General features: G+C 63.9%; 24 protein-coding genes. 8 read left to right on the forward strand and 16 right to left on the reverse strand.

The genetic code is table 11. The features are described 5' to 3' along the window. The first annotated feature begins 312 nt into the window (after positions 1-312). On the forward strand, positions 313-1,140 hold the full coding sequence (gene fdhD / locus AC0L2Z_RS19025) for a formate dehydrogenase accessory sulfurtransferase FdhD (protein ID WP_473629003.1): 828 nt from the start codon (positions 313-315) through the stop codon (positions 1,138-1,140). Beyond that, a complete protein-coding gene (locus AC0L2Z_RS19030; RefSeq protein ID WP_287239181.1) occupies positions 1,130-1,477 on the forward strand; it encodes a formate dehydrogenase subunit delta in 348 nt (115 codons plus the stop codon). The genes fdhD and AC0L2Z_RS19030 overlap by 11 nt, the downstream gene beginning before the upstream one ends. 69 nt (positions 1,478-1,546) lie before the next feature. Here AC0L2Z_RS19030 and AC0L2Z_RS19035 read toward each other — a convergent pair whose 3' ends face one another. The 7 genes from AC0L2Z_RS19035 to AC0L2Z_RS19065 all read right to left on the reverse strand — a co-directional run bounded on the left by AC0L2Z_RS19035 (position 1,547) and on the right by AC0L2Z_RS19065 (position 9,266). Then, a complete protein-coding gene (locus AC0L2Z_RS19035) occupies positions 1,547-2,968 on the reverse strand; it encodes a gamma-aminobutyraldehyde dehydrogenase (protein ID WP_473629004.1) in 1,422 nt (473 codons plus the stop codon). Between the two features lie 29 nt (positions 2,969-2,997). Further along, complete coding sequence (locus AC0L2Z_RS19040; RefSeq protein WP_023802874.1) at positions 2,998-3,813, reverse strand: ABC transporter permease; 816 nt, start codon at positions 3,811-3,813, stop codon at positions 2,998-3,000. Next, positions 3,803-4,768 (reverse strand): ABC transporter permease, encoded by a 966-nt coding sequence (locus tag AC0L2Z_RS19045; protein WP_473629005.1) that lies wholly within the window; start codon positions 4,766-4,768, stop codon positions 3,803-3,805. The genes AC0L2Z_RS19040 and AC0L2Z_RS19045 overlap by 11 nt, the downstream gene beginning before the upstream one ends. A gap of 253 nt (positions 4,769-5,021) precedes the next feature. Next, positions 5,022-6,020: an ABC transporter ATP-binding protein gene (locus AC0L2Z_RS19050; protein ID WP_473629006.1), complete on the reverse strand. Its 999-nt coding sequence runs from the start codon at positions 6,018-6,020 to the stop codon at positions 5,022-5,024. A gap of 192 nt (positions 6,021-6,212) precedes the next feature. Continuing rightward, positions 6,213-7,364 carry an ABC transporter substrate-binding protein gene (locus AC0L2Z_RS19055; RefSeq protein ID WP_287344823.1) on the reverse strand — a complete coding sequence of 384 codons (1,152 nt, stop codon included), beginning with the start codon at positions 7,362-7,364 and terminating at the stop codon, positions 6,213-6,215. Positions 7,365-7,489: 125 nt separating this feature from the next. Further along, on the reverse strand, positions 7,490-8,416 hold the full coding sequence (locus AC0L2Z_RS19060) for a LysR family transcriptional regulator (protein ID WP_023802869.1): 927 nt from the start codon (positions 8,414-8,416) through the stop codon (positions 7,490-7,492). Positions 8,417-8,492: 76 nt separating this feature from the next. Next, complete coding sequence (locus tag AC0L2Z_RS19065) at positions 8,493-9,266, reverse strand: DeoR/GlpR family DNA-binding transcription regulator (RefSeq protein ID WP_128183265.1); 774 nt, start codon at positions 9,264-9,266, stop codon at positions 8,493-8,495. 426 nt (positions 9,267-9,692) lie between these two features. Between AC0L2Z_RS19065 and AC0L2Z_RS19070 the strand changes: the two genes are divergently transcribed. Both AC0L2Z_RS19070 and AC0L2Z_RS19075 read left to right on the forward strand, forming a co-directional pair. Further along, positions 9,693-10,577, forward strand: coding sequence for a phosphotransferase family protein (locus AC0L2Z_RS19070; protein ID WP_023802867.1), 885 nt, complete (start codon positions 9,693-9,695; stop codon positions 10,575-10,577). Next, positions 10,574-13,027, forward strand: coding sequence for a GcvT family protein (locus AC0L2Z_RS19075; RefSeq protein ID WP_473629007.1), 2,454 nt, complete (start codon positions 10,574-10,576; stop codon positions 13,025-13,027). Before AC0L2Z_RS19070 ends, AC0L2Z_RS19075 begins: the two co-directional genes overlap by 4 nt. A gap of 115 nt (positions 13,028-13,142) precedes the next feature. Here the strand turns inward: AC0L2Z_RS19075 and AC0L2Z_RS19080 are convergent, their stop codons facing one another. Next, a complete protein-coding gene (locus AC0L2Z_RS19080; protein ID WP_023802865.1) occupies positions 13,143-13,775 on the reverse strand; it encodes a class I SAM-dependent DNA methyltransferase in 633 nt (210 codons plus the stop codon). A 158-nt stretch (positions 13,776-13,933) separates the two neighbouring features. On the opposite strand from AC0L2Z_RS19080, the gene AC0L2Z_RS19085 reads away from it, so the two are divergent. Continuing rightward, positions 13,934-14,836 (forward strand): phosphotransferase, encoded by a 903-nt coding sequence (locus AC0L2Z_RS19085; protein WP_473629008.1) that lies wholly within the window; start codon positions 13,934-13,936, stop codon positions 14,834-14,836. A 41-nt stretch (positions 14,837-14,877) separates the two neighbouring features. Here the strand turns inward: AC0L2Z_RS19085 and AC0L2Z_RS19090 are convergent, their stop codons facing one another. The 4 genes from AC0L2Z_RS19090 to ilvD form a co-directional block, all read right to left on the reverse strand. Further along, positions 14,878-15,798 (reverse strand): DMT family transporter, encoded by a 921-nt coding sequence (locus AC0L2Z_RS19090; RefSeq protein WP_473629009.1) that lies wholly within the window; start codon positions 15,796-15,798, stop codon positions 14,878-14,880. 140 nt (positions 15,799-15,938) lie between these two features. Further along, positions 15,939-16,193 (reverse strand): hypothetical protein, encoded by a 255-nt coding sequence (locus AC0L2Z_RS19095; protein WP_128174082.1) that lies wholly within the window; start codon positions 16,191-16,193, stop codon positions 15,939-15,941. Positions 16,194-16,239: 46 nt separating this feature from the next. Further along, positions 16,240-17,550 (reverse strand): amidohydrolase family protein, encoded by a 1,311-nt coding sequence (locus tag AC0L2Z_RS19100; protein ID WP_473510336.1) that lies wholly within the window; start codon positions 17,548-17,550, stop codon positions 16,240-16,242. 28 nt (positions 17,551-17,578) lie between these two features. Beyond that, positions 17,579-19,423 (reverse strand): dihydroxy-acid dehydratase, encoded by a 1,845-nt coding sequence (gene ilvD, locus AC0L2Z_RS19105; RefSeq protein ID WP_473629010.1) that lies wholly within the window; start codon positions 19,421-19,423, stop codon positions 17,579-17,581. 276 nt (positions 19,424-19,699) lie between these two features. On the opposite strand from ilvD, the gene AC0L2Z_RS19110 reads away from it, so the two are divergent. After that, positions 19,700-20,173 carry a VOC family protein gene (locus AC0L2Z_RS19110; RefSeq protein WP_027151605.1) on the forward strand — a complete coding sequence of 158 codons (474 nt, stop codon included), beginning with the start codon at positions 19,700-19,702 and terminating at the stop codon, positions 20,171-20,173. Positions 20,174-20,353: 180 nt separating this feature from the next. Here AC0L2Z_RS19110 and AC0L2Z_RS19115 read toward each other — a convergent pair whose 3' ends face one another. After that, positions 20,354-21,946 carry a peptide chain release factor 3 gene (locus AC0L2Z_RS19115; protein ID WP_473629011.1) on the reverse strand — a complete coding sequence of 531 codons (1,593 nt, stop codon included), beginning with the start codon at positions 21,944-21,946 and terminating at the stop codon, positions 20,354-20,356. A gap of 137 nt (positions 21,947-22,083) precedes the next feature. Here AC0L2Z_RS19115 and AC0L2Z_RS19120 point away from each other — a divergent pair, with 137 nt between their 5' ends. After that, positions 22,084-23,160 (forward strand): NAD(P)/FAD-dependent oxidoreductase, encoded by a 1,077-nt coding sequence (locus AC0L2Z_RS19120; RefSeq protein ID WP_023803736.1) that lies wholly within the window; start codon positions 22,084-22,086, stop codon positions 23,158-23,160. Here the strand turns inward: AC0L2Z_RS19120 and AC0L2Z_RS19125 are convergent. The 3 genes from AC0L2Z_RS19125 to AC0L2Z_RS19135 all read right to left on the reverse strand — a co-directional run bounded on the left by AC0L2Z_RS19125 (position 23,154) and on the right by AC0L2Z_RS19135 (position 25,764). Then, positions 23,154-24,527, reverse strand: coding sequence for an amidase (locus AC0L2Z_RS19125; protein ID WP_473629012.1), 1,374 nt, complete (start codon positions 24,525-24,527; stop codon positions 23,154-23,156). The two genes, AC0L2Z_RS19120 and AC0L2Z_RS19125, sit on opposite strands and share 7 nt — an antisense overlap. 168 nt (positions 24,528-24,695) lie before the next feature. Further along, a complete protein-coding gene (locus tag AC0L2Z_RS19130) occupies positions 24,696-25,496 on the reverse strand; it encodes a class II glutamine amidotransferase (protein ID WP_473629013.1) in 801 nt (266 codons plus the stop codon). A 13-nt stretch (positions 25,497-25,509) separates the two neighbouring features. Further along, on the reverse strand, positions 25,510-25,764 hold the full coding sequence (locus AC0L2Z_RS19135) for a DUF6356 family protein (protein WP_128244455.1): 255 nt from the start codon (positions 25,762-25,764) through the stop codon (positions 25,510-25,512). Positions 25,765-25,879: 115 nt separating this feature from the next. On the opposite strand from AC0L2Z_RS19135, the gene AC0L2Z_RS19140 reads away from it, so the two are divergent. Then, complete coding sequence (locus AC0L2Z_RS19140; protein WP_128183289.1) at positions 25,880-26,350, forward strand: Lrp/AsnC family transcriptional regulator; 471 nt, start codon at positions 25,880-25,882, stop codon at positions 26,348-26,350.

Consider the following 26,350-nt stretch of genomic DNA (forward strand, 5'->3'; position numbering starts at 1 on the left):
TCGGTTTTTTTTTAAAACCCCACCCCCGGGTCTTATGCGCCCCGACCAATCCCCCCCAACGCCCTTAATTTTTGCCGGTGGCCCCCCCCCCCCCCCGCCCCCCCCCCCCCCCCACCTCTCCCCCGATCGACGGGGGAGAGGAAAGCGCGCGAACTCCAGGCTCCCTTCCTCTCCCTCCGGAGGGGGGAGAGGTGGCGCTGCGAAGCAGCGACGGAGTGGGGGATGGCCTGGGAGAGCAACTGCCAATTGAAGCAAGAAGCCTTCGACGCTTCCCAAGTAAAATGGCCGGCAGGCCAAAGGGGGTGCCGCGTGATGCCTAAACGTTGCGCTATCACACAAATCTCCCGCCTCGCCCACCGCGCCAGCGGCAGTGCAGCCGCCAACCGGATGGTGCCGGAAGAGACGCCGGTGGCGTTCTCCTTTGCCGGAACCACTCACGCGGTGATGATGGCAAGTCCGGCCGATTTCGAGGATTTCGCGCTCGGCTTCTCGCTGACCGAAGGCATTGTCGCCGACGGCCGGGAAATCGAGGCGATCGAGGTCGAGGATCACGGCGCCGGCATCGACATCCAGATCAGGCTGAAGGACCAGGCCAATACGCGCTTCGAGGCGCGGCGCCGACGCCTGGCCGGCCCGGTCGGCTGCGGGCTGTGCGGCATCGAGTCGATCGAGGAGGCGATGCGCTCGGTCGAGGCGGTCGGTTCGTCACGACTTACACTTAACACCGACGACATCGTCCTTTCGGTCAGGCTTTTGTCGAAAGCGCAGCCGCTTCATGCCGAGACCGGTGCGGTCCATGCCGCCGGTTTTTATATCCCCGGCAAGGGCATCGTCATGGCGCGCGAGGATGTCGGCCGCCACAATGCGCTCGACAAGCTGGCCGGGGCGCTCGCCAAAGCCGGCATCGATGGCACCTTGGGTGCTGTCGTGGTGACATCGCGCGTTTCGGTCGAGATGGTGCAGAAGACGGCGGCGATCGGCGCTGCGTTCATCATTGCCGTTTCGGCGCCGACGGCACTTGCCATCCGTACCGCCGGGGACGCCGGCATGACGCTGGTGGCTTTGGTGCGCGGCGATGATTTCGATATTTTTACCCACCCCGACCGGGTGGCTACCGGAGTTGCCAAGCATGTCGCATGACGAAGGCCACATCATGAGCACCAGCGAAAAGCTGGTCCGCATGGCCAACCAGATTGCCACCTTTTTTCACTCCAAGCCGCGCGAGGAAGGCGTTGCCGGCGTCGCCGAGCACATCAACAAATTCTGGGAGCCGAGGATGCGGCGGCAACTGTTCGAGATGCTGGACGATGGTGGCGAAGGCTTCAACGAGCTTGTCGTGGCCGCCTCGGCAAGGATCAAGCGGCCGGCCGCATCGGAAGCAGCGGGCTTCGGCGCCAATGCCGGGGGCGTCGTTCCAAGCGGCAAGGGCCTTGGGGCCGGTGAGTCGAATACCGGGATCGCCGCTTCGCAGAAGTAGGCCCGGTGCTGCCCCTCATCCGGCCCTTCGGGCCACCTTCTCCCCGTCAACGGGGAGAAGAAAAAGGCGCTACCCGTGCGCCACCATCACATGGCGCACGGCGGTATAATCCTCCAGCGCATAGAGCGACATGTCCTTGCCGTAGCCGGACTGCTTCAGCCCGCCATGCGGCATCTCGTTGGTCAGCATGAAGTGGGTGTTGATCCAGGTGCAGCCATATTGCAGCCGGGCGGCCGTCGCCATGGCGCGCGAGACATCCTTGGTCCACACCGAGGACGCAAGGCCATAGTCATTGGCCCAGTTCACCGCCTCGTCGACCTCGGCAAAGCGGGTGACGGAGACAACCGGCCCGAACACTTCGCGGCGCACGATCTCGTCCTCCTGCAGCGCGCCGGCGACGACGGTCGGCTGATAGAAGAAGCCGGTGCCCTCGCCCGGCTTGCCGCCGGTGGTGATCTCGATGTGCTTAAGCTCCGAGGCGCGCTCGACGAAACTCGAGACGCGGTCGCGCTGGCGGCGTGAGATCAACGGTCCGATCTCGTTTTCGGTGTCGTCGGGGCGGTTGTATTTGATGGTCGAGACGGCGGAGGAAAGGTCGGCGACGAGCTTGTCGTAGATCTTCTTGCCGGCATAGATGCGGCAGGCGGCGGTGCAGTCCTGGCCGGCATTGTAATAGCCGAAGGCGCGCAGGCCATTGACCACCGCGCCGAGATCGGCGTCGTCGAAGACGATGACCGGAGCCTTGCCGCCTAGTTCGAGATGCGTGCGCTTGACCGATTTGGCGGCGGCCTGCAGCACCTTCTTGCCGGTGGCGACATCGCCGGTGATCGAGATCATGTTGATTTTCGGGTGGTTGATCAGCGTGTTGCCGACGCTGTCGCCTCTGCCGAGCACGACGTTGACGACGCCCTCGGGCAGTATCTCGGCAAGGATTTTTGCCAGCTTCAGCGCCGTCAGCGGCGTCTGCTCGGACGGCTTGAAGACGACCGTATTGCCGCCGGCAATCGCAGGCGCCAGCTTCCAGGCCATCATCATCAGCGGGTAGTTCCACGGCGCGATCGAGGCGACGACGCCGATGGCATCGCGGCGAACCATCGAAGTGTGGCCGGGAATGTATTCACCGGCGACCTGGCCGGGCATCGAGCGGACAGCGCCGGCAAAGAAGCGGTAGCAGTCGACGATCGCCGGGATTTCGTCGTTGAGCACGGCATTGATCGGCTTGCCGCAATTGAGCGCCTCGAGGGCGGCGAAATCTTGCGCCGCGGCCTCGATGCGATCGGCGATTTTCAGGAGATAGGCTGAGCGCTGCGCCGGCGTGGTGCGCGACCAGGTGACGAAGGCCTTTTCGGCCGCCAGCACCGCGGCCTCGATCTGCGCCTGGCTGGCTTCAGGCAGGTTGAGGATAGTCGCCCCGGTCTTCGGATTGAGGATCGGCTCCTCGGTCTCGGTGCCCTTCTCGAATTTCGATCCGATCAGCATCTTTGTGTCCATGGCAATCTCTCCCTTATGGATTCTTGACGTCATTTGCCCGAACCGGCGATCTGGTCGCCGTCGCGGGTCAGGTAATAGGCGACGAGGATGGGCAGCAGCGTCACCAGCACGACGACCATGGCCACGACATTGGTGACCGGGCGCTGGCGCGGACGGATCAATTCCTCCAGCATCCAGATCGGCAGCGTCTGCTGCTGGCCGGCGGTGAAGGTGGTGACGATGACCTCGTCGAACGACAGCGCAAAGGCAAGCATGCCGCCGGCCAGCAGCGCGGTGGCGATGTTGGGCAGCACGACATGCCGAAACGTCTGGAAGCCGTCGGCGCCGAGGTCCATCGACGCCTCGATCATCGAGCCGGAGGTGCGGCGAAAGCGGGCGACGGCGTTGTTGTAGACGACGACGACACAGAAGGTGGCGTGGCCGAGCACGATTGTCCAGAACGAGAACGGAATCTCGGCCAGCGAAAAGGCCGAACGCAGCGCGATGCCGGTGATGATACCGGGCAGCGCGATCGGCAGGATGACCAGCAGCGAGATGGTTTCGCGGCCAAAGAACCGTGTTCGCGACACGGCGGCCGCGCAGAGCGTGCCGAGGATCAGGGCGACGAGTGTCGAGATGGCGGCGACACGGACCGACAGCGACAGCGCTTCCCACACGTCCGGGCGGTTCCAGGTGACGGCGAACCATTGCATGGTCAGCCCCGGCGGCGGCCAGGCGAAGCTCTTTTCCTCGGTCGTGAAGGCATAGACGAAGATCAGGAAGATCGGCAGATGCAGGAACAGCAGGCCGCAGGCGGCGGCGACCTTCAGGCCGAGAGGAGCGGATGGTGAGCCATCAGAGCGCATCGAAGGCCCCCATGCGCTTGGCGCCCCAGAGGTAGAAGCCCATGATGACGATCGGCACCACGGTGAAGGCGGCTGCGAGCGGGATGTTGCCGGCGGTGCCCTGCTGCGAATAGACGGCCTGGCCGATGAACAGCCGCGAGGTGCCGATGATCTGCGGGATGATGTAGTCGCCCAGCGTCAGCGAGAAGGTGAAGATCGAGCCGGCGACGATGCCCGGCAGCGCCAGCGGGAACAGCACGTTGCGGAAGGTCTGGCCGGGCGAGGCGCCGAGATCGGACGAGGCCTCGACCAGATTGCCCGGCACGCGCTCAAGCGCCGCCTGCACCGGCAGGATCATGAACGGCAGCCAGACGTAGACGAAGACGATGAAGGTGCCGGTGGACGACACCGACAGCGAGTTGCCGCCGACGACCGGCAGCGACAGCCAGCCATCGAGCAGCCATAGCAGATGCAGCTTGGCGAGCAGCCAGGTGAGAATGCCTTCCTTGGCGAGAATGAGCTTCCAGGCGTAGATCTTGACCAGATAGCTCGACCACAGCGGCAGCATCACGCCGAGATAGAACAGCGCTTTCCAGCGGCCGCGCGCATAGCGGGCCGCGTAATAGGCGATGGGAAAGGCGATGGTCGCCGAGGCGAGCGTGACCAGGGCCGCCATCGTCACCGTGCGCAGGATGATGTCGAGATTGGCGGCCTGCAGCAGGTCGCCATAGGTCTTCAGCGTGAACTGCCGGTTGATGAGGCCGGAGAATTCGTCGATCGAGAAAAAACTCTGCAAGAGCAGCGCGAACAGCGAGCCGACATAGACGATGCCGAGCCACAGGACCGGCGGCAGCAGCATCAACAGCAGCAGCAGCTTCGGCTTGCGCCAGAACAAGTCGGACAGGGCGCCGCGCACGCCGCCGCTTCCCGGCAGGATGGCGGGAACGGGATTGGAGTTGAGCGCGGCGATTGTCATGACGCCGCTCTGTCTTGGCGGAGGATATTTGGGAGGCCGCGATCCTTCGCGCCCCCCTTTGTCCTGCCGGACATCTCCCCCACTTGGGGGGAGATCGGCAGCTTCGCCGGCGGCGCCTCTTCTGCAACGTTGGTGACTGGCGAAAGTGGTTGCAACAGCCGATCTCCCCCCTCTTGGGGGAGATGTCCGGCAGGACAGAGGGGGGCGCCGTAGAGCGTCTTGCCTCGGCTAGCCACAATTGCCGACAGCGCCATCATCCCGGCTCGTCCATCAGATGCAAATGCTCGCGGTTGAAGGTGAGCACGACCGCCTCGCCTTCCCTGGGCAATTTCGCACCGGCCGGCACAATGGCATGCAATCTCAACCCGTCGGCGTCGAGCGCCAGTCTGGTCGTGGCGCCGAGATAATTGGTCGAGACGAGACGGGCGGCAACGCCGTCGCCCTTCGCCGCCCGGCCGATGCGAATGGCTTCAGGGCGCAGGCTGCCCCAGCGATGCTGGCCGGAATAGCGCTGAACGAAATCCGGCGGCAGCACATTGGACGAGCCGACGAAATCGGCGACGAAGCGCGTCCTCGGCCGCTGGTAGATGTCCTCCGGCGTGCCGATCTGCATGATCTTGCCGTCGTTGAAGACGGCGACGCGGTCGGCCATCGACAGCGCCTCGCCCTGGTCGTGGGTGACGAAGATGAAGGTGATGCCGAGCGCCTTCTGCAGCGACTTCAGCTCCTCCTGCATGTTTTCGCGGAGCTTGAGGTCGAGCGCGCCAAGCGGCTCGTCGAGCAGAAGCACCTTCGGCTGGTTGACCAGCGCGCGGGCGAGCGCGACGCGCTGGCGCTGTCCGCCGGAAAGCTGGCTCGGGCGGCGGGCGCCGTAGCCGGGAAGCCGGACCAGCGACAATGCTTCCTCGGCCGCCTGCTGCCGTTCGGGCTTGCCGACACCCTTGACCATCAGCCCGTAGGCGACGTTTTCGAGCACGTTCAGATGCGGGAACAGCGCGTAGTCCTGAAACACGGTGTTGACGTTTCGGCGATAGGGCGGAACGCCTTCGGCGCGTTCGCCGAAAATGGAGATCGAGCCCGATGTCGGCTGCTCGAAGCCGGCGATCAAGCGCAGGCAGGTCGTCTTGCCAGAACCCGAAGGTCCAAGCATGGCGAAGAACTCGCCCGGCACGATGTCGAGATCGACCATGTCGACGGCGCGCACGCTGCCGAAATGGCGCGAGACTTTCTGGAAGGAAACGGCTGATGTCATGGGCTGTCCTGATCTGCCAGGCTCGTCAATTCAGGCGACAGCGCTGACCCTCATCCGCCTGCCGGCACCTTCTCCCCGTAGGGACGTGGAGAAGGGGCCAGCCGCAACGCTCGCGACCCCCTCTCCCCGTTGTTCACGGGGAGGGGGTAAGGGTGAGGGGCAGCGCCAACTGGCGAGCAATGCGAAACGAACTCACCGTCCGCCGATGACGCCGATATAGTCCGACACCCAGCGATAGTAAGGCACGCACTGGTCCTGGGTGGCGCATTTCGACACCGGCGTCTTCCAGAACTTGATCTTTTCGAAATTGTCGTAGCCGTTGGTCTTGCAGCCTTCGTCGCCGAGCAATTCGTTGCCCTTGCAGGCAGCCGGCACCACCGGCAGCGAACCGAACCAGGCGGAGACATCGCCCTGCACTTTCGGCGACAGCGAGTGCTCCATCCACATATAGGCGCAGTTCGGGTGGGCTGCGTCGGCTGCCAGCATGGTCGTGTCGGCCCAGCCGGTCACGCCTTCCTGGGGGATGGTCGAAGCGACCGGCTTCTTGGCAGCAACCAGCGTGTTGACCTGATAGGGCCATGAACCGGAGGCAACGACGCCTTCGTTCTGGAAATCGTCGACCTGGATGGCGGCGTCATGCCAGTAGCGTCCGACCAGCGTGCGCTGGACGCGCAGCAGATCGAGGGCGGCCTTGTACTGGTCCTCGGTCAGCTCGTAGGGATCCTTGATGCCGAGCTCCGGCTTGTGGAACATCAGATAGTTGGCGGCATCGGCGATGTGGATCGGCCCGTCATAGGCCTGGACGCGGCCCTTGTTCGGCTTGCCGTCGGGCAAGGTCATCTCCTCGAAGACGACGTTCCAGCTCTTCGGCGCTTCCTTGAACACCTCGGTGTTGTACATCAGCACGTTCGGCCCCCACTGGTAGGGGGCGCCGTAGTGGATGCCGCCGACCGTGAACCACGGCGCATCCTTCAGCCGGTCGTCGACCGTGCTCCAGCTCGGGATCAGATCGGTGTTGATCGGCTGGACCCGCTTGCCGGCGACAAGGCGCAGCGAAGCGTCGCCCGAGGCGGTAACGAGGTCAAAACCGCCCTCGTTCATCAGCGCGACCATCTCGTCGGAGGTGTTGGCGGTCTTGATGTTGACCTTGCAGCCTGTGTTCTTCTCGAAAGACGTGACCCAATCATAGTTCTTGTCGGTTTCGCCGCGTTCGATGTAGCCGGGCCAGGCGACAATGTTGACCTGGCCTTCGCCCTTGCCGAGTTCCTTAACCTGGGCGATCGCCTGGCCGGAGAAGGCCAGCGCGACCGTCAATGCAGTGCATGACTTCAGGAATGAATTCATCGTCGATCTCCCATTTGAGGGCCGCACTCTCGCGGTGGCTTTGCTCCCTGATCATGAAGGTGCTGTGAAATTTCCGGTTTCGCAAATTCATTTATCAGAAAGGCGATATCGGTTTTTCCGATAGATCAGCGGCCGTTCTTGTCCGGCCGCTGACGAACCATGCGCTGCGACTGGGCAAGCCCGATGAAGTCGCGCGCGGCCTGCGGCAGGCCGGAGCCGCGCCGCCAGACCGTGCCGACCTGGACAACCGGCAACGAGCCCGAAATATCGCGCGATTCGATGCGGTCGCCTTCAAGCGACCATGGCCGGTAGACGAGGTCGGGCAGCAGCGCCACGCCGGCGCCGGTGGCGACGAGGCTGCGCACCGCTTCGACCGAGCGGGTGCGGAAGGCGACATGCGGCTTGGCGGCGATCGCCGCCAGCAATTTTCCGGTATTCTCTTCGATCTCATCGACGGTCAGCATGATCAGCGGTTCCGAGGCGATGTCGCTGATGCCGATGATGTCGGCGCTGGACAGCGGATGGCCAAGCGGCAGCCATAGCCGGTAGGGCGAGACTTCGAGAATTTCCGATTGCAGGGCGGTGCGGTCGCGCAGGTTCGAGGTGACCATGACGGCGATGTCGAGCTTGCCGCCGACCAGCAGATGTTCGAGGTAGTCGCCATTGTCCTCGATGGCCGAGATCTCGACGCCCGGATAGGCGCGGCGATAGCGGGCGAGAAGGTCGGACAGGACATAGCCGGCGACCAGCGAGGTGACGCCGAGTTGCAGCCGGCCGCCAGCCGCCGCTTGCTCGCCGGAGAAGGCGCGGCGCGCATCGGAAACATCGGCAAGGATCTTTGTCGCGTGGCGCAGGAACTGGTGGCCCTTGTGGGTGATGTTGAGGCCGCGCGGATGGCGCTCGAACAGTTCGACGCCGAGATCGCCTTCGAGCTCCTTGATCGCCTCGGTGACCGACGATTGCGAGATGGACAGGTTTTGGGCGGCGCCAGACACTGTGCCTTGCTCGGCGACGGCGATGAAGAACTGCAATTGACGGATGGTGAAAGCCATCGCCGGACTAAACACCGGGACGGCAAGGAAGAAAAGCCGCCGATCCCAGGCTCACCGCATTACTGCTCTGGCCAGGTCAGATCCCGCTTTCGCTGCCGGCAATGCTGAGCCGTGCGCCAGCCTGGGCAAGCGCTGCGGCGATGGCGTGCGGCGGCGGCCGATCGGTGACGAGTTCGGAAAAACCGTCGAGGCCGCAGACCTGGACCAGGCCCTGGCGGCCGAACTTGGTGTGATCGGTGATGACGAGCGAGCGCTGGCCGCGCGACAGCACCATGCGGGCGAACTCCGCCTCGTCCAGATCATAGTCCATCACGCCGGTGACGGCATCGACCGCGCCAGTGGAGATCACAGCGTGGCTGACGGAAAAGCGGCTGACGAATGCAATGGCCGAGACGCCGAAGGCGGCGCCCGAATCGCTGCGCAGTTCGCCGCCGGCCATATAGACCTTGTTGCCGTTGACGGTGGCCAGCGTGCGGGCGATGTCGGAGGAGTTGGTGACCACCGTCAACCGCCGGTGACCGAGCAGTTCGCGGGCCAGGAAAGAGGTCGTGGTGCCGGTGTCGAGCATGATCGCTTCGCCGTCGCGGATGGTGGCGGCAACCATGCGGGCGATGGCGCGCTTGGCATCGGCATTCTCGCGCATACGCCGCTCGAACGGCGCCTCGCCGGCCATCGACGGCAGGCCGACAGCGCCATGCATCTTCAGGATCGAACCGTCACTGGTCAGCGGCTTGACGTCGCGGCGCACGGTCTCCAGCGAGACGCCCAGCCGGTCGGCCAGGCTGGCGATGGTGACGGTGCCTTCCTCATGGAGGAGACGCAGGATCTCGCCATGCCGCTTCGAGGGCATCGGTCTCACCCAATCGGTTTGTTGCGCTACTGACCGCTTCTAAGGCAAATCGGCCACAGTTTACAAGAAATCCTTGTGATTTCGGGCAAAAAGCCACAAGTTGTCGTTGACAAGCCGGATCACATGGCGCGACACTGGCTTGTGACAGGCTTCGGAACTGCCACGGGAGAACGATGGCAGAGCCGCACCAAAATTCGCCTGCCCGAACGTCCGGGAAATCGTCTGACGTAAGGGAAAAGGACTTTTTTGAATCCGCGGGGGCGGATGCCGGAGTCAAAGAACCCGGCACTGGGGCTCGTCGGTGCGGTGCGGGATACCGATCCCGGGATCCCGCACCGACGAGGACTTCGTATTGCTCCCTCCTGCCGGCCGCCCTCTTTGCGTCGCCCGCGACGCCTTGAACCCCGCGCAACGAGGGATTCACCCGTGACCGCCGAGGACCGCATCCGCGCCCTGCCCTGCTGGACCGGCAGCATCGAGATCGCGCCGCTGCCGGGCGGCCTGAGCAACGCCAACTATCTGGTCAAGGACGCCGCCGGGCGGCATGTCGTGCGCTTTGGCCAGGACTTTCCGTTCCATCACGTCTTTCGCGAGCGCGAGGTGATGACCGCGCGCGCGGCGCATGCCGCCGGCTTCGCGCCTGCCGTCCGCCATTCCGAGCCCGGCATCCTGGTAACGGAATTTCTCGGCGCCAAGACTTTTGTCGCCGAGGACGTCCGCGCCAATATCGACCGCGTCGCCGCCCTGATGCGCGGCTTCCATCGCGAGATGCCCAACCATGTCTCCGGCGCCGGCTTCATGTTCTGGGTATTCCATGTCATCCGCGACTATGCGCGCACGCTGGAGGAAGCCGACAGCCGCATGCGAAGCGAGTTGCCGCGGCTGCTGACGCTTGCAGACGAACTCGAACGGGCGCAGAAATTGCTGCCGATCGTCTTCGGTCATAATGACCTTCTGCCGGCTAATATTCTCGATGATGGCCACCGGCTGTGGCTGATCGATTTCGAATATGCCGGCTTCAACACGGCGATGTTCGACCTCGCCGGCGTTGCCTCGAACGCCACCATGAACGACGAGGAGTCCTTCGCCTTCCTGACCGCCTATTTCATGAAGGAGCCGGACGAGGCGATCCGCCGCTCGCATGCGGCCATGCAATGCGCATCGCTGCTGCGCGAGGCGATGTGGAGCATGGTTTCCGAACTCTATCTCGACGCACCAGGCATCGACTACGTCGCCTATACCGACGAAAACCTGACGCGGCTCGATGCCGCGCTGGAAAACTACAGAACAAAATACGGACAGATATCATGACCTTGCCCGCCCACGCCGAGATCGTCGTCATCGGCGGCGGCATAATCGGCTGTTCGACGGCTTATCATCTGGCGCGTGACCACAAGGCCGATGTCGTGCTCCTGGAACAGGGCAAACTGACTTCGGGCTCGACATGGCATGCGGCGGGGCTGGTCGGTCAATTGCGGTCTTCGGCCTCTATCACCCGCGTGCTCAAATATTCGGTCGATCTTTATAAGGGGCTGGAAGCCGAAACCGGGCTGGCCACCGGCTGGAAGATGACCGGGTGCCTCAGGCTCGCCACCAAAGCCGACCGTTGGATCGAGTATAAGAGGCTGGCGACGACGGCGAAAAGCTTCGGCATGGATATGCAGTTGCTGTCACCAGCCGAAGTCAAGGCAATGTGGCCGCTGCTGGCAACCGGCGATCTCGTCGGCGCCAGCTGGCTGCCGACCGACGGCCAGGCAAGCCCTTCCGACATCACGCAGTCGCTGGCCAAAGGCGCGCGCATGCACGGCGCCAGGCTGTTCGAGGATGTCCGCGTCACCGGCTTCGACATGCAGGATGGCCGCATCACAGCGATAAAGACCAACAGGGGCGATATCGCCTGCGACAAGGCGGTGAACTGTGCCGGGCAATGGGCGCGGCAGGTGGGGGCGCTAGCCGGCATCAACGTGCCGCTGCAGCCGGTGAAGCACCAGTACATTGTCACCGAGAGAATTGACGGGTTGGCGAGCGATGCGCCGACGATCCGCGACCCCGACCGCCGCATTTATTTCAAGGAGGAGGTCGGTGGGCTGGTGATGGGCGGCTATGAGCCGAACCCGCAAGCCTGGACGACCGATCTTCCCGGCGGCGATGTCCCTGACGACTGGCAGTTCCGGCTGTTCGACGACGACTACGATCATTTCGAGCAGCATATGAACCAGGCGATCAAGCGGGTTCCGGCGCTCGAAACCGCCGGCGTCAAGCAGATGATCAACGGGCCGGAGAGCTTCACGCCGGACGGCAATTTCATTCTCGGCGTGGCACCCGAATGCGCCAACATGTTCGTCGGCGCCGGCTTCAACGCCTTCGGCATCGCTGCAGGCGGCGGCGCCGGCTGGGTGCTGGCGCAGTGGGTCGTCGACGGCGAGGCGCCACTCGACCTGTGGGTGGTCGATATCAGACGCTTTTCCGACCTGCACCGCGACCGGCAATGGGTCCGCGACCGCACGCTCGAAGCCTATGGCAAGCACTATACGATCGGCTTCCCGCATGAAGAGTATGCCACGGGCCGGCCACGGATCGTGTCGCCGCTCTATGAACGGCTGCAAAAGCACCGCGCCGTGTTCGGCTCCAAGCTCGGTTGGGAGCGGCCGAACTGGTTTGCGCCCGAAGGCGTCGAGCCGAACGACATCTATTCGATGGGCCGGCAGAACTGGTTTTCGCCGGTCGGCGACGAGCACCGGCACGTGCGCGAGAACGTCGGCATCTTCGACCAATCGTCCTTCGCCAAATACGAAATGACCGGTGCGGATGCGCTGAAGGCGCTCGACTGGATCTGCGCCAACGACGTCGCCAAGCCGGTCGGCCGGCTGACCTACACGCAGCTTCTCAACACGCGCGGCGGCATCGAGGCCGACCTGACCGTGGCGCGGCTCGGCGAAGACCGATTCTACGTCGTCACCGGCACCGGCTTTAGGACGCATGACTTCTCGTGGATCGGCGACCATGTCGGCAACGAGCTCGACGTGACGCTCACCGATGTCACCGAGGATTTCGGCACGCTGTCGCTGATGGGGCCGCGGGCCCGCGACGTGCTGGCTGCGGTGACCGATGCGGACGTGTCGAACACCGCTTTCCCGTTCGGACAGGTGCGGGAAATCTCCATCGCCGGCACCACAGTTAGGGCGCTGCGCGTCACCTATGTCGGCGAGCTCGGCTGGGAGCTGCATGTGCCGATCGCGGCGACGGGCGAAATCTTCGACGCTCTGATGGCGGCGGGCGAGGAGCACAGCATCCGCCCGGTCGGCTACAGGGCGCTGGAATCGCTGCGGCTGGAAAAAGGCTACCGCGCCTGGGGCTCCGACATCACGCCCAACGACACGCCGCAGGAGGCCGGCCTTGGCTGGGCGGTGAAGCTTCGCAAGAACACAGATTTTCTCGGGCGGCGGGCGCTGGAAGAGATCGGCGGCGCGGTTCTGAAAAAACGCTTTGCCGGCTTCACCGTCGACGATTGCGAGATCGTGCTGCTCGGGCGCGAAACGATCCTGCGCAACAGCGAGCCGGTCGGCTACCTGACCAGCGGCGGCTATGGCTACACGGTCGGAAAGAACATCGGCTACGGCTATGTGCGCAACGCCGACGGCGTCAGCGACGATTTCCTCACCTGCGGCGACTACGAGCTGGTGGTGGCTATGGAGCGGACGCCGGCAAAAATCCATCTCGAGCCGCTTTACGACCCGGCCGGAGAAAGGATCAGAGCCTAAAGCGCGTCGCGTCTGAACGGCTTCATGCGAGGCGCTTTGAGTTCTTGTTTCTATGCATGTCGTTATCGCAAAACCGCTGCGCACTTTTGCGCAACATGCATAAGAGCGGGGATGGTCAGTTCACGCGCAGAACGAGACCGCGGCTGGGCACGGTGTCGGCCTCGCCCGGCATGGAGACATAGGGCGATGTCTCCTCGGCGCGCGTGACGACGCCCTTCGCCTCGAGGTCGGCTATCCCTGCGGAAAAGCCGGCGTCCCACAGGGTGTTCTTGACCGTCAGCACGATTATCCCGCCCGGCCGGCAGATGCGGATCAGTTCGTCCAGCCCCTCAGCGCCGACATGGCCCGAGGTGAAGACGCCGGCCGATATGATGCCGGCATAGGCATCATCCGCGAAGGGCAGCGGGCCGCCGAGCGCCAGGCAGTGAAGCGCCGAATAGACGCCCTTGCGCGCTGCCTGGGCCAGCATGCCTTCGGAAATGTCGAGCGCCTCGACCTGCGGATAGCCCGCGATCTTCAGCCACTCGCCGATGAGCCCGGTGCCGGCACCGGCATCGAGGAGCGGTGCCGCGCCGCGCGGCAGGTGGCGGGCAAGCAGGGCAAGGCAGATGGTCGGATGGCGATAACCGGCCGCCGACATGTCGGCGTCGTAGGTGTCGGACCAGCGGTCGTAGAGCGCCGCCACCTCCTCTGGCCGCTTCGCTGCATAGGCCGCGGCGAGCGCGCCTTTGTTTTTCCTGTCCGCCATTACAGTCTCGTCCGCAAATCAAAGTGCCGCAGCGTTCTTAGCGCGTCCTACAGGAACGCACGGCGCTGGAGTGAACCGCATGCAAGCGATGATAGCCAAACGGCGAAATTTGTGGAACCGTCGTCACCACAAATAGACGCGAAAAGAGGGCAGAAGCGATGGTGGACGAGGAAGCACGCGCGGCGCTTGCAGCCATTCCGGCGCTGGCCGGCTACGAGGGACCGCTGGAGCGGCTGGGTGGCCTCACCAACCTCGTCTTCAGGGCTGGAGATGCCTGCCTGCGGATTCCCGGCAAGGGCACGCAGGAGTATATCAACCGCGCCAACGAGGCGGTGGCGGCGCGGGAGGCAGCGATGGCCGGCGTCAGCCCCGAGCTGCTGCATGTCGACGGCGAGACAGGCGTGATGGTGACGCGCTTCATCGCGGGCGCCGAGACGATGTCGCCGGATAAATTCAAGACCCGGCCGGGCAGTCCGGAGCGTGCCGGCAAAGCCTTCCGCAGATTGCATACATCCGGCGCGGTGTTTCCCTTCCGCTTCGAGCTGTTTGCGATGATCGACGACTACCTGAAGGTGCTGTCGACCAAGGACGTCGCCCTGCCTGCCGGTTACCACGACGTCGTTCGCGAGGCGGAAACCGTGCGCTCGGCGCTTGCCGCGCATCCCCTGCCTCTCGTCGCCTGTCACTGCGATCCGCTGTGCGAAAATTTTCTCGATACGGGCGACAGGATGTGGATCGTCGACTGGGAATATTCCGGCATGAACGACCCGCTCTGGGATCTCGGCGACCTCAGCGTCGAAGGCCAGTTTGATACGGCGCAGGAGGACGAGATGATGGGCGCCTATTTCGATGGCGAGCCGACGCCGGCGGAGCGCGGCCGCATCGTCATCTACAAGGCGATGTGCGATCTGTTGTGGACGCTGTGGGGACTGATCCAGCTTGCCAACAGCAATCCGGCCGACGATTTCCGCGCCTATGCCGACGGTCGCTTTTCACGCTGCAGGGCGCTGATGGAGACGGCCGACTTCTCAACGCATCTGGCGGCGGTGCGCGCCGGTTAAGTGCCAAAACTCTGAACCTTAAGGCACCAGAAATCTGGACCCTAGTTGACACCTTTCGGCACGTTTTGGGGCGGCACCGTGTCGACCACTTTCTGGCGATGGAAGATGAACAGGCCGGCCAGCACGATGATGCCCGAGCCGATCAGGATGCGCGGGCCGGGCATGTCGCCGAAGAAGGCCAGCCCGAAGATGACGGCCCAGAGCAGCAGGCTGTAATGCAGCGGCGCCAGCGTCGACGCCGGCGCCAGCTTCAGCGCCCTGGTGATCATCAGATGCGCGCCGCAGGAGACGATGCCAAGAAGCAGCATGGCGCCGAAATCGAGCGAGGACGGCGTCTGCCAGTTGCCGATGGTGAGAAACCCGCCGACCAGCAGCGTGCCGATGGTTTGCCAGGTAACGAGCGAGGTGTCGCTGGTGCCACGCAACCGCCGGTTGAGAATGATTGCGAAGGCGAATGAAATGCTTCCGGCCAGCGCGAAGGTCGACGACAGCGAAAACGCGGCCGAGGACGGTTCGAGCATGATCAGCACACCGCAGAACCCGACCAGAATCGCCATCCAGCGGCGCCAGCCGACCTTTTCACCAAGCAACAGGTGGGACAGCGCCGCCACGTAGATCGGCCCTGCCATGTAGAAGCTCATGACGTCGGCGAGCGGCAGATAGACGACGGCGGCGTAGAACAGCGCCGTGTCAAGCGTCGTCATGACGACGCGCAAGACCTGCAGTTCCAGGCGCTCCATGCGGAACAGCCTGGCCGCGCCTTGACGCGCGATCATCGGACCGAGCACGAAAAAGGCGCCGATGGAACGGATCAGCACGACCTGGCCGACGGAAAAGCTGGCGACCAGCCATTTGCCCATCGCATCATTCAAAGCAAACAGGAAATCGCCGGCCAGCATCAGCAGAATGCCAGCCAAAAGCACGTTCCTGAACGTTGAATTCTGGGCTGTTGGCTGTGCCATGCCGATGTCGCTTCCTCCCGCATGAAAGCCCGGTGAGCAGCGTCGTAGACGCAAGCGGCCGCTTTGACGAGCGGAAATCGGGAAGCCGGCCAGACCAGGGACCGGAAATCGGCTGGGCCTGTACGGACGATCGCAACGGCCTACTTTGGCCGTGGCCGAATGATAACCGGACGATAGATCACCGGCCGATCCCAGGGATCGAAGACCGACGCACTTCTGAGCTCGGCGCGGCGCGCCAGATCGATGCGCTGCAGACATTCGGCGAAGGCATCATTCTTCCTGACGAAGCCGTAGGATCGACATTTCGCCTCATCCGCGGCACGACGGTCTTCGGCCGTCATGCAGCCTGCACAGGTCGCCGCCAACACGACCATCATCGCCGCCTTGTGCCACATGACATCCTCCTCGGCATAAAACTGGAGGTTGATTGTAGACTTGCGGTCAGGACCTATCAATCTGATCGATGGAGTTTTGCGACCGGCGATGCCTGCGGTTCACTGTTGCCGGCCGTCCGGCGATCGAGAGCCGTGTTTCCTGCCTGGCCCGCTCGGCCACCACCTTGCCCCTGGCGATGACACAGAGTCGCTCGGGACGCAGGCGCAAGGCCTCGACCGGATCGCCGGCATCGAGGACGACGAGGCTGGCGCGCTTGCCGACCGACAGGCCGAAATGGTCGAGGCCCATGATGGCGGCGTTGACGTTGGTGACCATGTCGAAGCAGCGCGCCATGTCGGCCGGGCTCGACATCTGGGCGACGTGAAGGCCCATGAAGGCGACGTCGAGCATGTCGGCGGTGCCCAGCGAATACCAGGGGTCGAGCACGCAATCCTGGCCCCAGCCGACGCGGATGCCGTGGGCAAGCATTTCCTTGACCCGCGTCAGGCCGCGGCGTTTGGGGAATGTGTCGTGGCGGCCCTGCAGCATGATGTTGATCAGCGGATTGGGGATCGCCGAGACGCCTGCCTCTGATATCAGCGGCAACAGCTTCGAGACATAGTAATTGTCCATCGAGTGCATCGACGTAAGATGCGAGCCGGCGACCCTGCCCTGCAGGCCGAGGCGTTGCGTCTCATAGGCCAGTTGTTCGATATGGCGCGACAGCGGATCATCGGTCTCGTCGCAATGCAGGTCGACCATGAGGCCGCGTTCTGCCGCGATTTCGCACAGTTCCGTCACCGAACGCGTGCCGTCGGCCACGGTGCGCTCGAAATGCGGAATACCGCCGACGATGTCGACACCCATGTCGAGCGCGCGGATGGTGTTATCGCGCGCCGTCGGCGAGCGATAAAACCCATCCTGCGGGAAGGCGACCAGTTGCAGGTCGATATAGGGCGCGACGGTCTTCTTCACATCGAGCAGGGCTTCGACCGCCAGCAACCTGGTATCGCAGACATCGACATGACTGCGGATGGCGAGCAGGCCCATGGACACTGCCCAGTCGCAATAGGCGAGCGCGCGGTCGCGCACCGCTTCGTGCGTCAACAGCGGCTTCAGTTCGCCCCACAGCGAGATGCCTTCGAGCAGCGTGCCCGACACGTTGATGCGCGGGATGCCTAGCGAGAGCGTGGCGTCCATGTGAAAATGCGGATCGACGAAGGGCGGCGAGATCAGATTGCCATGGGCGTCGATCGCCGTGCCCGCGCCAGCGTTCAGCTCCGGCTCGATGGCCGCGATCGTCTCGCCGATGATGCCGATATCGGCGATCCTGCCGTCGGGCAGCGTGCCGCCGCGGACGATAAGGTCGAAATCCATCTACCGTCATCCCTTTGAAGAAGCGAACCTATTCCGGCACATACCTTACCGCACCCTTTGCAGCACTGGTCGCCATCGAGGCGTAGGCGCGCAAGGCCATTGTCACCTTGCGCTTGCGCTTTTCCTCGGGCTTCCAGGCGGCGGCTCCCTTGGCCTCCATCGCGGCGCGGCGGGCGGCCAGTTCGGCATCGTCGACGGCAAGCCGGATGGTGCGGTTCGGGATATCGATCTCGATCGTATCGCCCTCATGCACCAGCCCGATCAGCCCGCCTTCCGCCGCCTCGGGAGAAGCATGGCCTATCGACAGGCCGGAGGTGCCGCCGGAGAAGCGGCCATCGGTGACCAGCGCGCAGGCCTTGCCGAGGCCCTTCGACTTCAAATAGCTGGTCGGATAGAGCATTTCCTGCATGCCGGGGCCGCCGCGCGGCCCTTCGTAGCGGATGACGACGACATCGCCGGCTTTGATCTCGTTGGACAGGATCGCCTTGACGCTGGCGTCCTGGCTTTCGAACACCCTGGCCGGGCCGGTGAATTTCAGGATCGATTCATCGACGCCCGCGGTCTTCACGATACAGCCGTCGAGCGCCAGGTTGCCTTTCAGCACGGCAAGGCCACCATCCTTGGAAAAAGGATATTGGGCCGAGCGGATGACACCCTTCTCCCGGTCGAGATCGAGTTCGTCCCAGCGGCGATCCTGGCTGAAGGCGACCTGCGTCGGCACGCCGCCCGGGGCCGCCAGAAAGAAGTCGCGGACATTCTGGCTTGACGTGCGCGAGATATCCCAATGGTCGAGCGCTTCGCCGAGGCTTGCGGTGTGCACGGTCGGCAGGTCGCGGTTGATCAGTCCGGCGTTATCGAGCTGGCCGAGGATCGCCATGATGCCGCCGGCGCGGTGGACGTCTTCCATGTGCACATCCGCCTTGGCGGGGGCAACCTTGCATAGCACCGGCACCTTGCGTGACAGCGCGTCAATGTCGTCCTGACCGAAATCGATCTCGCCCTCATGCGCGGCAGCCAGGATGTGCAGCACGGTGTTGGTCGAGCCGCCCATGGCGATGTCGAGCGTCATGGCGTTCTCGAAGGCGCCCTTCGAGGCGATGCTGCGCGGCAGCGCGGTGTCGTCGTCCTGCTCGTAGTAGCGCTGCGCGAGATCGACGATCAGGTGGCCGGCCTCGACGAACAGCCGCCTGCGGTCGACGTGCGTCGCCAACGTCGAACCGTTGCCGGGCAGCGAAAGGCCGAGCGCCTCGGTCAGGCAATTCATCGAATTGGCGGTGAACATGCCCGAGCAGGAGCCGCAGGTCGGGCAGGCCGAGCGCTCGATTACCTTGACGTCCTCGTCGGAGATCTTGTCGTCGGCAGCCGCGACCATGGCGTCGACCAGATCGAGCGCCTGCGTCTTGCCGGCAAGCACCACCTTGCCGGCCTCCATCGGGCCGCCGGAGACGAAGACGGTCGGGATGTTGAGACGCAGCGACGCCATCAGCATGCCCGGCGTGATCTTGTCGCAATTCGAGATGCAGACCATGGCGTCGGCGCAGTGGGCATTGACCATGTACTCGACCGAGTCAGCGATCAGTTCGCGCGACGGCAGCGAATAGAGCATGCCGTCATGGCCCATGGCGATGCCGTCGTCGACAGCGATGGTGTTGAACTCCTTGGCCACGCCGCCGGCCTTTTCGATCTCCCGGGCAACCAGTTGGCCGAGATCCTTGAGGTGGACGTGACCCGGCACGAACTGGGTGAAGGAATTGACCACCGCGATGATCGGCTTGCCGAAGTCGGAATCCTTCATGCCGGTGGCGCGCCACAGGCCGCGGGCGCCGGCCATGTTACGGCCATGGGTAGTGGTGCGGGATCGGTAGGCGGGCATTAAACTGTCCTTGCTGTTTGCGTCGTCCGAACAGGGGCGGAAAACCGGAACTGAGCGGCGTTATATACGCCACCGTCTGGTCTGGCCACGGTTTTGCGATGCGCCGGGATCTTGAGCCAAAGACGGCAAGCCGGTCCAGGCAGTAAAAAAAGTCAGAGGTGCTGTCGGATCGTGTTTTGTTTGAGCGTCCTTGGGCAGACGGCGGCGACCGGCATCAATCGCCAGCCGGCCGTTGGACGCGTGAAAACAAGCCAAAACAGCCCAAGGAGCAAGAAAATGCAAAAGATCACCCCGTGCCTGTGGTTCGACGACCAGGCCGAGGAGGCCATGAACCATTACATCTCCATCTTCAAGAACTCGAAGGTGCTGAGCGTGATGCGCTGGCCCAAGGGCAGCGGCGATAATGAGGGCAAGGTGCTGGTGACCTATTTCGAGCTCGACGGCGTGCAGTTCCAGGCGCTCAACGGCGGGCCGCAATTCAAGTTCACCGAGGCAGTCTCGCTCTCCATCGACTGCAAGACGCAGGAGGAGGTCGACTATTTCTGGGAAAGGCTCATCGAGGGCGGTGGCGAGCCCAGCCAGTGCAGCTGGCTGAAGGACAAATTCGGCGTGTCCTGGCAGGTCGTGCCGGAGCAATTGCCGAGGCTGCTGCAGGACCCCGACACGGAAAAGGCCGGCCGCGTCATGCAGGCTATGATGCAGATGAGCAAGATCGACATCGCCAAGATCGAAGAGGCGGCCAGGGGGTGATCGAGCCGTCCGATCTTCCCTTCTCCCCTTGTGGGAGAAGGTGGCCGAGCGAAGCTCGGTCGGATGAGGGGTGTTCCAGCTTGGCGCCGCCGGCACTCTGTCCAACACCCCTCATCCGGCTCGGCTCTCCGTGCCAATCTATCTTCCCCACGAGGGGGAAGGGAAGGCGCTGAGTCTAGTTCAAGCCGCCTTGTCGCGGACCTGATAATCCTTGACCGCGGCGAAGCGGATCGCCTTCCAGCGCTCGGCCTCGTAGTTGAGCGAAAAGGCGTGCTGGGCAAGGAACACCGGATCGTGGTCGAGGTCGCGGGCAATGTCGCCGCGATGCGCCTCGATGAAGCGATGCACCTCGGCCTTGTCGTCGGCCGATATCCAGCGGCAGACGGAAAAGCGCGACATCTCGAAATCGACCGGCAGCGTGTATTCGATATTCAGCCGCTCCTTCAGCACGTCGAGCTGCAGCGCACCGACGACGCCGACGATTGCCGGCGAGCCGTCTTCTGGCGAGAACAGTTGCACGACGCCTTCCTCGGCCATCTGGTGCAGCGCCTCCTTCAGCTTCTTGGCCTTCATCGCGTCGCCGAGCCGGACGCGGCGCAGGATTTCCGGCGCGAAATTCGGCACGCCGCGGAACAGGATCTCCTCGCCCTCGGTCAGCGTATCGCCGATGCGCAGCGTGCCGTGGTTGGGGATGCCGACGACGTCGCCGGCAAAGGCCTCGTCGGCGGTGACGCGGGTGCGGGCGAAGAAAAATTGCGGCGCCGACAGGCTCATCGATTTTCCCGTGCGCACCAGCTTGGCTTTCATGCCGCGCTCGAGCTTGCCCGAGCAGACGCGGACGAAGGCGATGCGGTCGCGGTGGTTGGGATCCATGTTGGCCTGGATCTTGAAGACGAAGGAGGTCATCCTATCCTCGGTCGCCTCGACTTTGCGGGTATCGGCTTCCTGCGCGCGTGGCGGCGGCCCGTAGGCACCAAGCGCCTCGATCAGGTCGCGGACGCCGTAATTGCGCAGCGCCGAACCGAAATAAACCGGCGTCAGATGGCCCTCGCGAAACGCACCGATGTCGAGCGGGCGGCAGGCTTCGCGCGCCAGCTCCAGCTCCTCGATGAAAGCCTCGCGCTCGTTCTCCGGCAACAGGCCGGCGACGCGGTTGGAGTCGGGACCATTGACCGGCGTGCGTTCTTTCTCGGCGTCGCCCTTGCGCACCGCGTTCAGCGCCAGATGATAGGTGCCGGAAAAGGTTTTGCCGCGGCCGATCGGCCAGGTGATCGGTGCGGTGTCCAGCGCCAGCTTCTGCTCGATCTCATCGAGGATCTCGAACGGGTCGCGGCTTTCGCGGTCCATCTTGTTGACGAAGGTGATGATCGGGATGTCGCGAAGCCGGCAGACCTCGAACAGTTTTAGCGTGCGCGGCTCGATACCCTTGGCGGCGTCGATGACCATGACCGCCGCATCGACCGCCGACAGCGTGCGATAGGTATCGTCGGCGAAATCCTCGTGACCGGGCGTATCGAGCAGGTTGAAGACATTGTCCTCATACTCGAAGGTCATCACCGAGGTGACGACCGAAATGCCGCGCTCGCGCTCTATCTTCATCCAGTCCGACCGGGTCTGGATGCGATCCTTCTTGGCCTTGACCTCGCCGGCAAGCTGGATGGCACCGCCGAACAAAAGCAGCTTTTCGGTCAGCGTCGTCTTGCCGGCGTCCGGATGCGCGATGATCGCGAAAGTGCGGCGGCGCGCCACCGCGTTCGTGATGTCTTCAGCCAATTTATGGAATCCCATGTGGTGCGCGGGCTTCTAGCAGCGCTTTTGCAGCCTGTCGAACAATTTTGGGCGGTTGCCCCGCCTTGAGATAGGTCCGCCGCAATGGCATCAACATGAGGCGGTTCGATAAAGGTCCATCCATGAGCGCAGCCAAGCACGTCATCGTCGTCGGCGCCGGCATCATCGGCGCGTCCATCGGCTGGCATCTGGCGAAGGCTGGCGCGAACGTGACGATCATTGCCGACAGCGGCGCCGGCGGTGTCGCTACGCCGAATTCCTTTGCCTGGATCAATGCCAGTTGGGGCAATCCAGAGCCGTATTTCCGGCTGCGTACCCGTTCGATGGCCGAGTGGACGCGGCTTGCCCATGACGTGCCCGGCATTCCGCTCGCCTGGTGCGGCGGCCTGTGCTGGGACATGCCGCCGGCCGAGCTTGAGGCCTATGCCGCCGAGCATTCCGCCTGGGGCTACGGGATCGAGCGCGTCGACCGCGTGGGAGCCGCACGTATAGAGCCCAATTTGACCGAGCTTCCCGACTTCGCCCTTCACGTCGCTGAGGAGGGCGTGGCCGAACCGGTCGCGGCCACGCAGACGCTGCTGGCCGACGCCGAGCGGGTTGGCGCGCGGGTGATTACCAGCACGACAGTCACCGCGCTGATACAGACCAATGGCAGGATTAGCGGCGTCGATACGTCAGGCGGACGGATTGTCGCCGACGAGGTGGTGATCGCGGCCGGCGCCGGCTCTGCGGCAATTGCGGCAACGGCCGGGCTAAAACTGCCGATCGAGACGCCGCCCGGCCTGATCGTCCATTCACGCCCGTACGAAAAGCTGCTCAACGGCCTGGTGATCGGCGACCGGCTGCACATGCGCCAGACTGCCGAGGGCCGCATCATCGCCGGCTCGGATTTCGGCGGCGCCGATCCGGGCATGGATACCGAAGCCACAGCCCGCGAGTTGTATGCGTCGATGAAAACCATGCTGCGCGGCGCCGACCGGCTGGATCTGGATTTTCACACTGTCGGCTATCGGCCGACGCCGATCGACGGCTTTCCGATCATCGGACGGGCTCAAGGCGTGAGCGGCCTCTATGTCGCGGTCATGCATTCCGGCATCACGCTGGCGCCTGCCGTCGGCCTGTTCGCCGGCCGGGAAATACTGGACGACGCGCGCGACCCGCTGCTTGAGCCCTATGGGTTGGCGCGGTTTGCTCAATAGCCGGGCGGAGGGCGAAAACCGCCGCTCAGCGGCGCTATCGCCCTGGCGATGCCAAGCAGCCGCGATTCTGACCAGCGACGGCCGACCAGCTGCAAGCCGATGGGCAGGCCGTCGCGGTCCTGCCCGCAGGGCATCGACAGTGCTGGGTGGCCGCTGTAGTTGAACACCGCGCCATAGGCTGGCAGCAGCCAGTAGCTCTGCTCCCTGTCATCGACCTTGATTGGTGTTCCCGGCTCGCAATGCGGAAAGGCCGTGGTCATGGCGACGGGGCAAAGCAAGACATCGCAACCTTCGAAAAACCAGTCCCAGGCAAGGATTGACTGGTCGCGGCGGGCGAGCGCCTCGAACCAGCGCGAGACCGGTGTCGGTTCTTCTGGCGGCTCCGGTTGCGCAGCCTCCAGCATCATGCCGATCAGCGCGCCGCCTTGCGTCAGATCGTCATGCAGGTCGAGCGTCGGCAGTCTTGCTTCCTCGACGGCTGCCCCCGCAGACTTGAGTTGCTCGGCCAGACTTTCGACCGCGGCCCTGATCTCGCCGGCTACCGGAAAACCCGGAAAGGCCGGCGCGAAAGCGATGCGCAGGGTCTTGGGATCAACCTCCGGCGTGCCCTCGACAGGCACCGGGGCAAGGTCGGTGTCGCTGCCATCCGGTCCTGCAATGATCCTCAGGATCAGCGCCAGATCTTCGACGTTGCGGGCCAGCGGACCGATGCAGGACATCAGCCGTACGCCGCGCGGTACGCCACCGGGATCGGGAAAGGCGCCGGCCAAGGAGACGCGATGCTCGGTCGGCTTGAGGCCGTGGACACCGCAGAAGGCTGCCGGCAGGCGGATCGAATCCTGCATGTCGGTGCCGAGTTCGAATGGCGTCATGCCAGCGCAAAGTGCTGCCGCCGCTCCCCCGCTGGAACCGCCGGCGGTGCGCGATTGATCCCACGGATTACTGGTGCGGCCGAACAGTGGGTTGTTCGACTGCCAGTCGCCCAGCATCGTTGCGACATTTGTCTTGCCGACCAGCACGCCGCCGGCCGCCTTCAACCTGAGAACGACCGGGCTGTCTTTTCTCGCCACATAGTCGGCAAAAGGCGGAAAGCCGACCGTCGTCTTCATCCCCACTGTTTCGTGAGTGTCCTTCAGCGTGAACGGCACGCCGTGCAGCGGCCCGAGAGCGTCGCCGCGCGCTTGCGCTTCGTCGGCCTTCTTCGCGCGAGCGCGAGCCCCTTCCCTGTCGAGCGTGACGACCGCGTTGACCGCCTCATTATGCCTGTCGATCTCAGCCAAATGCGCGTCCAGCGCTTCCACGGCGGAAATCTTGCGGTCGCGGATCGCGGCAGCCAATTCTCTGGTGGAGGAAAAGACGAGGTCCATGACCAATGCTCCGGCTTGCTAGCGGCGCCAGCCTCACCAAATGGCGAACTACGGCGCGTCTTCAAGCCGAGTTCAGCATTCGAGGACTGGCGGTGCTTGATTGGAATTGCGCTGCAAGGGTCTGCTGAGGTCGGCACCGTCCCGCGATATTCCGCGATAGCGAGGGATCTACACGGCCAGCGCCAGTCTTGCCGGCTCCGGCGCAAACGGACGAATGGTCATGCCGTCTCTGGTAATGGTGACGAAGCTAGAGGGCGGGATCGGCTGCCAGTCGCCGCTATCACGGTCGAAAGGCTCCAACATAAGGCATCGCCCGCCGCCATTGCGGAAGACGGAGGTGTAGAGGGTCGGCGCGTGGGCATCGGTCGCATAGCGCACCGCATGGAGCGATTCGCCGTCCGACAAGGCGGCGGTAAGTCTCAGCGCCGGTTCGAAGCCGGCGCGGCGCGAGGCGTCGATCACCCGCGCCGTAGCGCGCGACACTGCGCCTTGCGGATCGCCCGCCAGACCCTCGTCGATCATCAGGAGAAAGAAAAGTTCGGAATCGGTGGTGCCCTCGCGGCGATCGAAGACATCGTCGGAGAGCGCATTTTCCAGCGCGCGGCGGATTCTTTCGAAGCCGCCGATCTGGCCGTTGTGCATGAACGACCAGCGGCCGGCAGTGAAGGGATGACAGTTCATGCGGCTGGTGGCGCCGCCGGTCGAGGCGCGCACATGGGCAAGGAACAGGCTGGACCTGATCTGCCGGCACAGGCTCTTCAGATTGGGATCGGACCAGGCCGGCAGGATGTCGCGATAGAGACCCGGTTCGGGCCGGTCGCCGTACCAGGCGAGACCAAAGCCATCGCCATTGGTCGGCGACTTGGCTTCCTGGGCGCAATGACTCTGGGCGATCAGCGAATGGCAGGGTGCCGTGACGATGTCTTCGAGGAAAACCGCTTCGCCGAGGTAGGCCGCCCACCGGCACATCGCTTAATCCCCCTCAGGCGCGATCCATGAGAGCCGCAGGCTCCTTGATCGCGTGTGTGCCTCTGTTGTGCGTGCGCTCATAGAGCTCGCGGATGATTCGGCTGGCCGTAGTCTCGAACAGAAACGGCAAGAAAGCGTGAATGAGTGCGGCGAACGCTGCCATGAACAGACGCGAGCAGAACCACGCCGCGAAGGCCATATGGCTGAAATAGGTCTCGCCCACCTTGGCCGGGTGAGAGGTAAAGAGCCTTGCAAGCCGTGTCGTCATGGTGATCCCTCCTGGCTGGGTAAGCCCCCGATGCTGAATATTCTGGCACAAGCTTTCGGTTCATCGGTCCCAAATCATCCTTGTGTTTGGCCAATTATTGGGACAAACATCCCACATGCCGCTGGAAATCGATGAGATCGACCGAAGATTGCTGGCCGAACTGCAACGCGACGGCACGCTGTCGGTCGACCAATTGTCGGAAAGAGTGTCGCTGTCGCGCAACGCCTGCTGGCGCCGGGTCAAGCGGCTCGAAGAAGACGGAGTCATCACCGGCCGGGTGGCGCTGGTCGATGCCGACAAGCTTGGCCTTGGCCTTTCGGTGTTCATCCTGGTCCGGACCTCCAACCACGATCCGGACTGGCTGCAGAAATTCCGGGCGGCAGTCACCAGTTTTCCCGAGATCACCGGCGTCTACCGCATGTCCGGCGACCTCGATTATGTATTGCGTGCCCGCGTCGCCGACGTGAAGGCGTATGACCGGCTCTATCAGCGGCTGATCGCCAAGGTGGCGCTGTCGGATGTTTCGGCGTCCTTCGTCATGGAGGAGATCAAGGAGACGACGATCATTCCCGTAGAACTGCGCTGA

The sequence above is a fragment of the Mesorhizobium sp. WSM4850 genome, from assembly GCF_055811735.1.